Below are 8,897 nucleotides of genomic sequence, written 5' to 3' on the forward strand. Positions count from 1 at the left end.
CGTGTCGGGGTTTACAGAACGAACCCGATACCTGTGGGAGCGAGCTTGCTCGCGATTGCGATGTAACAATCAAAGTTTATGTTGACTGACACAACGCCATCGCGAGCAAGCTCGCTCCCACATTTAGCCCGCGCCCACATTCATGATTTTCGGAGTTTTCCATGACGGCCCACGCCGACCTTTCGCCGACCCTCCAACTCGCCATCGACCTGATCCGCCGTCCGTCCGTGACGCCGATCGACGCCGATTGCCAGAAGCAGATGATGCAGCGCCTGGGCGATGCCGGTTTCACCCTGGAACCGATGCGCATCGAAGATGTGGATAACTTCTGGGCCACCCACGGCCAGGACGACGGTCCGGTGCTGTGCTTCGCCGGCCACACCGACGTGGTCCCGACCGGCCCGGTGGCGGCCTGGCAGATCGAACCGTTCAACGCGCTGATCGACGAACACGGCATGCTCTGCGGTCGTGGCGCCGCCGACATGAAAGGCAGCCTCGCCGCCATGACCGTCGCCTCCGAGCGTTTTGTCACCGACTACCCGAATCACAAAGGCAAAGTCGCGTTCCTGATCACCAGCGACGAAGAAGGCCCGGCGCACCACGGCACCAAGGCCGTGGTCGAACGCCTCGCCGCACGCAAGGAACGTCTGGACTGGTGCATCGTCGGCGAACCGTCGAGCACCACCCTGGTGGGTGACGTGGTCAAGAACGGTCGTCGCGGCTCCCTCGGCGCCAAGCTGACCGTGCGCGGTGTGCAAGGCCACGTGGCCTACCCGCACCTGGCCAAGAACCCGATCCACCTCGCCGCCCCGGCCCTGGCCGAACTGGCTGCCGAGCACTGGGACCACGGTAACGATTTCTTCCCGCCGACCAGTTTCCAGATCTCCAACGTCAACTCCGGCACCGGTGCGACCAACGTGATCCCGGGTGACCTGGTGGCGGTGTTCAACTTCCGTTTCTCCACCGAATCGACGGTCGAAGGCCTGCAAAAGCGCGTCGCCGACATCCTCGACAAGCATGGCCTGGACTGGCACATCGACTGGGCGCTGTCCGGCCTGCCGTTCCTCACCGAACCTGGCGCGCTACTCGACGCGGTGTCGGCGAGCATCAAGGACATCACCGGTCGTGAAACCAAGGCGTCCACCAGCGGTGGTACCTCCGATGGCCGTTTCATCGCGACCATGGGTACCCAGGTGGTTGAGCTGGGCCCGGTCAACGCGACCATCCACCAGGTCAACGAACGCGTGCTGGCAGCCGATCTCGACGTGCTGACCGAAATCTACTACCAGACCCTGATCAAGTTGCTCGCCTGATGCTTGCGTGCCCGATCTGCAGTGAGCCGCTCAATGCGGTGGACAACGGCGTGGCCTGCCCCGCCGGGCATCGTTTCGACCGTGCGCGCCAGGGTTACTTGAACCTGTTGCCGGTGCAGCACAAGAACAGCCGTGACCCTGGGGATAACCAGGCAATGGTCGAAGCCCGCCGCGACTTTTTGAATGCCGGGCACTACGCCCCGGTGGCCAAGCGTCTGGCGGAGCTGGTGACAGGTGTAGCACCACAGCACTGGCTGGACATCGGTTGTGGCGAGGGTTACTACACCGCGCAAATCGCCGAGGCACTGCCAGATGCCGAAGGTTATGCCCTGGATATCTCCCGCGAAGCAGTCAAACGCGCCTGCAAACGCAACCCGCAGCTGACCTGGTTGATCGCCAGCATGGCGCGGGTGCCGTTGGCTTCCGGCAGTTGCCAGTTCCTGGCCAGCGTCTTCAGCCCGCTGGATTGGGAAGAAGCCAAGCGCCTGCTCAGTGTTGGCGGTGGCCTGATGAAAGTCGGGCCGACCAGCGGCCACCTGATGGAACTGCGTGAGCGGCTGTACGACGAAGTTCGTGAATACACTGACGACAAGCACCTGGCCCTGGTGCCGGAAGGCATGGCGCTGGCCCACAGCGAAACCCTGGAATTCAAACTGACGCTGGAAAGCGGTCAGGACCGGGCGAACCTGCTGGCCATGACGCCCCACGGCTGGCGCGCCAGTGCCGAGCGCCGTGCTGCCGTTATCGAGCAGGCCGAGCCGTTCGAGGTCACCGTGTCGATGCGCTACGATTATTTCGTACTTCAATAACCTTAATTTTTGGTCTCGGGCAAATGCTCAAGACCGGCTAAATCCGCGAATGGATTTTTCAGACCCGCAGTGAGGACATCCATGCGCCAACCCGATATCGAGATTTACCTGAAAGACGCCGACGTCGACCACAAAGCCATTGCCGCCTGGCTCGGTGCGGCATTGGGTCCGTGCACCGATTGGGTCCAGAAGGGCCAGACCTACAAGTGCAAGGCTGGCAACGTGCCAGTGACCTGGCTGCCAAAAGCCGTCGGCAAATGGAACAGCCTGTATCTGGAAAGCGACCAGACCCCGTGGGACGACGACATCGCCTGCGCCCGCGCCGCGTTTGCCGCGCTCAACGTGGAAGTGCGTTGTGCACCGGGCACCTGGGTCGAGGAAGAAGGTGAAGAGACGGCGGACCGCTGGATTCGCATCAGCGCCGATGGTGAAGAAGAAATCACCTGGAAAACCGCGTAAAAACCTACACACCAAACCTGTGGGAGCGAGCTTGCTCGCGATGAGGCCCTTTCAGTCAACATCCATGTTGAATGTCAGACCGCTATCGCGAGCAAGCTCGCTCCCACAGTGTTTTTGGGCGTTCTGAAGATTCTGGTTACAGACCTACAACATCCTCAGCCTGCAACCCCTTCTGCCCTTCCACCACCGCATATTCAACCTGCTGGCCTTCGGTCAGCGAACGGTGGCCTTCACCGCGAATCGCGCGGTAATGCACGAACACGTCCACCCCGTCCTCGCGCTGAATGAAGCCGTAGCCCTTGGCGTCGTTGAACCACTTCACGTTGCCGGTTTCGCGTGTTGCCATTTGTTCATACTCCCTTTTTATTATTGGTCGGGCTTTTCGCAGGAAAGCCTCGGGAACGTCAGCCTGCGCATACCGGTCCCATGAGGGCAACGGCGACAGAGCGCCGAGTATATGACAGACGTTAAAACTCTCAACAGGAGTTTACTTCCACGCTTTTTTGCCGATTTTCGACGAATCCGGCACACTATCGGCCGCCCAAGCAATTGCTTGGTTTTTTTCACTCACGCAGAAGCCGTATGACCCGCTCCCCGTTCCGCCGTCTTGTGTTTGGCACCCTGCGCCGACTGTTGTACCTCTGGGTTCGCTCCGAGACGATCAACCAGTCGTCGTTCACCCTTGACCTCGACCGCAGTCGTCCGGTGTTCTACGTCCTGCAAAACCCTTCGCTGACCGACCTCGCCGTGGTCGACACCGAATGCAGCAAGGCCGGCCTGCCACGCCCGGTACTGCCGGTATCGGTGGGCAACCTGCTGGAACCTGCCGCGTTCTTCTACCTGACGCCGGACCCGGACTGGCTCGGCCGCCAGGACAAGCGCGGAGCGCCGCCGACACTGACCCGCCTGGTCAGCGCCCTGAGCCAGAACGCCGCCGAAGATGCGCAGATCATCCCGGTCAGCGTGTTCTGGGGGCAGTCGCCGGACAGCGAAAACAGCCCATGGAAACTCCTGTTCGCCGACAGCTGGGCCGTTACCGGGCGTCTGCGTCGGTTACTGAGCGTCATCGTCCTGGGACGCAAGACCCGCGTGCAGTTCTCCGCGCCGATCCACCTGCGCGAACTGATCGAGCACGACAAGGGCCACGAACGCACCGTGCGCATGGCCCAGCGCATCCTGCGGGTTCACTTTCGCAACCTGAAGGCTGCGGTAATCGGCCCGGACATTTCCCACCGCCGCAACCTGGTCAAAGGCTTGCTGAACCAGCCACAGGTCAAACAAGCGATCCTCGACGAAGCCGAGCGCGAGAACATCTCGCCGGAGAAAGCCAAAGCTCAAGCGCTACGCTACGGCAACGAAATCGCCTCGGACTACACCTACACTGCGATCCGTTTTATGGAAGTGGTGCTGAGCTGGTTCTGGAACAAGATCTACGACGGTATCAAGGTCAACCACATCGAAGGCGTGCAGAAGGTCGCCCAGGGTCACGAAGTGATCTACGTGCCGTGCCATCGCAGCCACATCGACTATCTTCTGCTGTCCTATCTATTGTTCCGCAACGGTTTGACCCCGCCGCACATTGCCGCGGGCATCAACCTGAACATGCCAGTGATCGGCGGCCTGCTGCGTCGCGGCGGTGCGTTCTTCATGCGTCGCACCTTCAAGGGCAACCCGCTGTACACCTCGGTGTTCAACGAATACCTGCACACCCTGTTCACCAAGGGTTTCCCGGTGGAGTATTTCGTCGAGGGTGGCCGTTCGCGCACCGGGCGCATGCTGCAACCGAAAACCGGAATGCTGGCGATCACCCTGCGCAGCTTCCTGCGCTCATCGCGCATGCCCATCGTCTTCGTGCCGGTGTACATCGGCTATGAGCGCGTGCTGGAAGGCCGGACCTACCTCGGCGAACTGCGCGGTGCGGCCAAGAAGAAAGAGTCGATCTTCGATATTTTCAAAGTCATTGGCGCACTCAAGCAGCGCTTCGGCCAGGTGGCGGTGAACTTCGGTGAGCCGATCAAACTGGCGGAATTCCTCGACAGCGAACAGCCGGACTGGCGCAAACAGGAACTTGGCCCGCAGTTCAGACCGGCCTGGCTCAACGAAACCACCAACCGCCTAGGCGAGAAAGTCGCACAACATCTCAACGAAGCGGCGGCGATCAACCCGGTCAACCTGGTGGCACTGGCGCTGCTGTCGACCACCCGACTGGCGCTGGATTACCGGGCCATGGCGCGTGTGCTGGATCTGTACCTGGCGCTGCTACGCAAGGTCCCCTATTCGCCACACACCACCTTGCCGGAAGGCGATGGCCGGGCGTTGATCGAGCATGTGAAGGACATGGACCTGCTGTCCGAGCAAAGCGATGCCCTGGGCAAGATTCTCTATCTGGACGAACAAAACGCCGTCCTGATGACCTACTACCGCAACAACGTACTGCACATCTTCGCGCTGCCGGCGTTGCTGGCGAGCTTCTTCCAGAGCGCCTCGCGCATGAGTCGCGAGCAGATCCTGCGCTACACCCGCGCGTTGTATCCCTACCTGCAAGCGGAGCTGTTCATTCGCTGGTCGCTGGACGAACTGGATGCGGTGATCGATCAATGGCTGGAGTCGTTCGTCGAGCAAGGCCTGCTGCGCTTCGAGAACGACGTGTACTTGCGCCCGGCGCCAAGCTCGCGGCATTTCGTGCTGCTGACCTTGCTGTCGAAAAGCATCGCCCAGACCTTGCAGCGCTTCTACATGACCGTGTCCCTGCTGCTCAACAGCGGCCAGAACAGCATCAGCGCCGAAGAACTGGAAGACCTGTGCACGGTCATGGCCCAACGCCTGTCGATCCTGCATGGCCTGAACGCCCCGGAATTCTTCGACAAGAGCCTGTTCCGCCACTTCATCCAGACGATGCTCGACCTTGACGTGCTCAAGCGCGATGAAGCGGGCAAGCTGAGCTATCACGAACTGCTCGGTGAACTGGCCGAAGGCGCGGCCAAGCGCGTATTGCCGGCGGAGATTCGTTTGTCGATCCGTCAGGTGGCGTTGCATCGCAGTGAAGATGCAGCCGACGCCACCCCACCTTTGTAAACCGTCTAGATTGATCAGGGCGCCAGTCGGTTCTGGCGCCCTCGATACGGAGATTGACCGATGAAAAAACTGCCACTGATCGCAGCCGCCATCCTGCTGACAGCCTGCCAGCACCCGACACCGGCGCCCAAGGCTTCCCTTGATGGAGAAGTCTTCTACCTGCAACGCATCGCCCTGCCACCGACGGCGGTCCTGAGTGTCAGCCTGCAGGACATTTCACTCGCCGATGCCCCGGCGAAGGTCATCGACGAACAGCGCGGCCAGATCAAAGGGCAGGTGCCGCTGGCCTTCCATCTCAGCTACGACCCGCTGAAGATAGAGCCCAACCACCGTTACTCGGTGAACGCGCGCATTGAAGTCGACGGCAAACTGATGTTCATCACCACCGAGAATCATGCCGTGCGCCTGGACGGCACCGATCCACAACTGCTGAAGGTCCGTGTCGACCCGGCCCGCTAAGTGTCTTTTTCGAAAAAGGAAGTTGCCATGTTCCGCCCTACCCTCCGCTTTGCCGGCCTGTGCGCAGGCTTGATGATCTGTGCCAACGCCCTGGCGCTGTCCCTCACCGACCTGTCGCAGAAAGACGCCACCGGCGGCCTCAAGGACGCACTGACCCAAGGCGCGCAACTGGCCGTCAAACAACTCGGCACCCCGGGTGGCTTCAGCAACAACCCCGATGTGAAAATTGAACTGCCGGGCAAGCTGGGCAAAGTCGCGAGCAAGATGAAACAGTTCGGCATGGGTGACCAGGTCGATGAGCTGGAAGCCAGCATGAACAAAGCGGCAGAAACCGCCGTGACCCAGGCCCAGCCAATCCTCGTCGATGCCGTGAAGAAAATGACCGTGGAAGATGCCAAGGGCATCCTCAGCGGCGGCAACGACTCGGCCACCCAATACCTGAACAAGACCAGCCGTGAACAGATCCGCGCCAAATTCCTGCCCATCGTCAAGCAAGCCACCGACAAGGTTGGCCTGGCCCAGCAGTACAACTCGTTCGCCGGACAAGCGGCGACAATGGGCGTAGTGGATGCGAAAAACGCCAACGTCGAAAACTACGTCACCGAGCAGGCGCTGAATGGCTTGTTCGAGATGATCGGCAAACAGGAAGAAACCATCCGCCAGAACCCGGCGGCTGCGGCGACCAGTTTGGCGAAGAAAGTGTTTGGCACGCTCTGAGCCGCTACACAAAACCTGTGGGAGCAGTCTTGCTCCCACAAAGGTTCAGGCCGCTGATACGGGTCTTAGAAAGAACACCCACTCGCGCCCCATCTTGCGTTTCTCGAACAACTTCAACGCGACCAGCCCATTTAACGTGGCTGATGCCGTGTTGTAAGAGCAACCCAGATTTTCCTTCACATTGACCGCCGTGAACTCCTTGGCCATTCCGCTCCTGGCTACCTGAAACAATGCCCGCTGTTTCTCGGTGAGCTGGTCGAGAAAACCACTTTCACGCAACCAGCAATCAAATTGCTCAGCATCGTCCAGACTTTTCCGATATGTCCCGGTAAAACTGCCCACAGCTCGCAACACCACCGAACACTGGAAATCGATGAAGTACGTCAGATCCAGCTCATCCGCCTCGGTATTCAAATACGACCGCCCGTACTTCAACGGCGCATTGCGCAACAAAACACTGATGGCGATGTAACGAAACGCCGAGAAGTCATTTTTGAACATGAACCAGTAAAACAACGCGCGCGCTACCCGACCGTTGCCGTCGCGAAAAGGATGCTCGTAACCCAAGACAAAATGCAGCGCGATGGCTTTGATCAATGGATGAAGGTAGTCCGCTTGATGAGGGTTGTTGTGGGGTTGATTGATCCACTTCGCCAGCCCCTGCAAACGTGACACGAGCCCTGTTGCAGGTGGTGGCGAATGCACGGTGTTGCCCTCGCCATCCTGGACTACGACGTCATCGTTGGTCCTGAATGCTCCAGGCGAGTACTGCGAATCGTCGATACCCTCGACGCCAACTCGATGCATGGCCGCAATCAGCTCAACGCTCAGTGGCTCGTAACGCTGCTCCCAGGCGAAGTTCATCATCTTGAAGTTACCGATGACCATTCGTTCATCCGGTGTGCGCGGCGAACGATGGCGCTTGAGCATGTCCTTGGCCACCCGCGTCGTGGTGGCCGCACCTTCGAGCTGGCTGCTGCTGATGGCCTCGTCTTCGATCAGATCATTGAGCAAATAGCTGAAATGAGCGCGCTCGCCAATCTGGCCGGTCATGTATTCCAGCACTGCGGTTGTCGCCTGACGATCCACTACGGAAATCGCTTTTTGCGCCTGCGGCGTCAGCATGAACTTCAGCCAGCACGCCGGTTCACCCAATGGCAAAAGGCTCGAATACTGTGCAGTCCGCGCGTTCTTGACCAAGGCCCAGCACAGGTTCGAATCCAGCCCGGGCGCCCAGCGATAGCGCAATGAATCGAACGGCAGGTAACGCCCCTGATCGTCCAGGGGCTTGAGCAAGGCGAGGTACTCCGAAAGGCGTTCCTTGTGGGGCGATCGCAACAGCCGATCAAACACCGGATCGGACCGGCCCCTCAATGTGGGTGGATTTTTCATGGCGCTGTCTCAAACATGCGTGAAACGGGGTTCTGAGTACAACACCTGAGTTTTTCAGCCTCAATATCAGACGGGTCCGAGATAGATGTAGGAACAATGAAAGCCCGTTGGTTGGTACAGGTTCAGCGGGCTTCTTCCTTTGGCTATTGCTGCGGATCCAGCTGATCGAGGACCCGGTTCACTGATAGCTGCGCGAGGACGATCATCTGCTGAATGCCGAGCGCCAGATTGCAGGTTGGGCCGCTCAGGATGGACGACAGTTCGGTTGCCATTACATTCGCAGAGGCAAGGGTTTCGTAGGCATGGACTAGCAGAGTTTCGGAATCGACGCCTTGGCGGATGGTGAAAATTGGGCAAGGACGGTGTGACACTTGTTTTTCGGATTCAGAGGCAGAGGGATCTGGACTGTCTTTGATCATTGCGAAGCTCCCAAAGTAGGCGCCTAACATTTTGGCGGGCTTGCAGTCCCGATCGCTGAATTGGCAGCGACAGGCAAAGGCTAGAGATCGTGCTTCTGACGGGCAAGCTGAAAGTCTTGTGGGAATGGTCTGAATGGTTGGCTTTGGCGATAAACATTGTCGACTGTAAGTCCGTCATCGCGAGCAGGCTCGCTCCTACAATTGGATCGGGTACATCTGTGAGGACTTGGTTGGCTGGCAGGCCGCCATCGCAG

At 59.5% G+C, this 8,897-nt stretch carries 9 protein-coding genes; 6 read left to right on the forward strand and 3 right to left on the reverse strand.

Features of this window, described 5'->3' with window-relative positions; translation table 11 throughout:
* Positions 1 to 161: 161 nt before the first annotated feature.
* The 3 genes from dapE to AC1RS8_RS22465 all read left to right on the forward strand — a co-directional run bounded on the left by dapE (position 162) and on the right by AC1RS8_RS22465 (position 2,581).
* A complete protein-coding gene (gene dapE, locus AC1RS8_RS22455) occupies positions 162 to 1,313 on the forward strand; it encodes a succinyl-diaminopimelate desuccinylase (RefSeq protein ID WP_057716181.1) in 1,152 nt (383 codons plus the stop codon).
* Positions 1,313 to 2,122 carry a putative RNA methyltransferase gene (locus tag AC1RS8_RS22460; protein WP_489339889.1) on the forward strand — a complete coding sequence of 270 codons (810 nt, stop codon included), beginning with the start codon at positions 1,313 to 1,315 and terminating at the stop codon, positions 2,120 to 2,122. The genes dapE and AC1RS8_RS22460 overlap by 1 nt, the downstream gene beginning before the upstream one ends.
* An 81-nt stretch (positions 2,123 to 2,203) precedes the next feature.
* Entirely contained in the window at positions 2,204 to 2,581 is a 378-nt protein-coding gene (locus tag AC1RS8_RS22465; RefSeq protein WP_057716183.1) for a hypothetical protein, read from the forward strand.
* 136 nt (positions 2,582 to 2,717) lie between these two features.
* On the opposite strand, the gene AC1RS8_RS22470 is transcribed toward AC1RS8_RS22465, so the two are convergent.
* Complete coding sequence (locus AC1RS8_RS22470) at positions 2,718 to 2,927, reverse strand: cold shock domain-containing protein (RefSeq protein WP_007954750.1); 210 nt, start codon at positions 2,925 to 2,927, stop codon at positions 2,718 to 2,720.
* A 236-nt stretch (positions 2,928 to 3,163) separates the two neighbouring features.
* Between AC1RS8_RS22470 and plsB the strand changes: the two genes are divergently transcribed.
* Genes plsB through AC1RS8_RS22485 form a run of 3 tightly spaced genes read left to right on the forward strand, consistent with a single transcriptional unit; the run spans position 3,164 to position 6,832 of the window.
* Complete coding sequence (plsB, locus tag AC1RS8_RS22475; protein ID WP_489339888.1) at positions 3,164 to 5,656, forward strand: glycerol-3-phosphate 1-O-acyltransferase PlsB; 2,493 nt, start codon at positions 3,164 to 3,166, stop codon at positions 5,654 to 5,656.
* Positions 5,657 to 5,716: 60 nt separating this feature from the next.
* Complete coding sequence (locus tag AC1RS8_RS22480; protein WP_489339887.1) at positions 5,717 to 6,115, forward strand: YbaY family lipoprotein; 399 nt, start codon at positions 5,717 to 5,719, stop codon at positions 6,113 to 6,115.
* 27 nt (positions 6,116 to 6,142) lie between these two features.
* Positions 6,143 to 6,832, forward strand: a complete 690-nt coding sequence (locus AC1RS8_RS22485) for a DUF4197 domain-containing protein (protein ID WP_057716186.1) — start codon at positions 6,143 to 6,145, stop codon at positions 6,830 to 6,832.
* Positions 6,833 to 6,877: 45 nt separating this feature from the next.
* Here AC1RS8_RS22485 and AC1RS8_RS22490 read toward each other — a convergent pair whose 3' ends face one another.
* Positions 6,878 to 8,224 carry a Fic family protein gene (locus tag AC1RS8_RS22490; protein WP_489339886.1) on the reverse strand — a complete coding sequence of 449 codons (1,347 nt, stop codon included), beginning with the start codon at positions 8,222 to 8,224 and terminating at the stop codon, positions 6,878 to 6,880.
* Between the two features lie 143 nt (positions 8,225 to 8,367).
* Complete coding sequence (locus AC1RS8_RS22495; protein ID WP_057716188.1) at positions 8,368 to 8,643, reverse strand: DUF6124 family protein; 276 nt, start codon at positions 8,641 to 8,643, stop codon at positions 8,368 to 8,370.
* Positions 8,644 to 8,897 lie beyond the last annotated feature (254 nt).

It is taken from the genome of Pseudomonas sp. GW821-FHT12A04 (assembly GCF_058807755.1).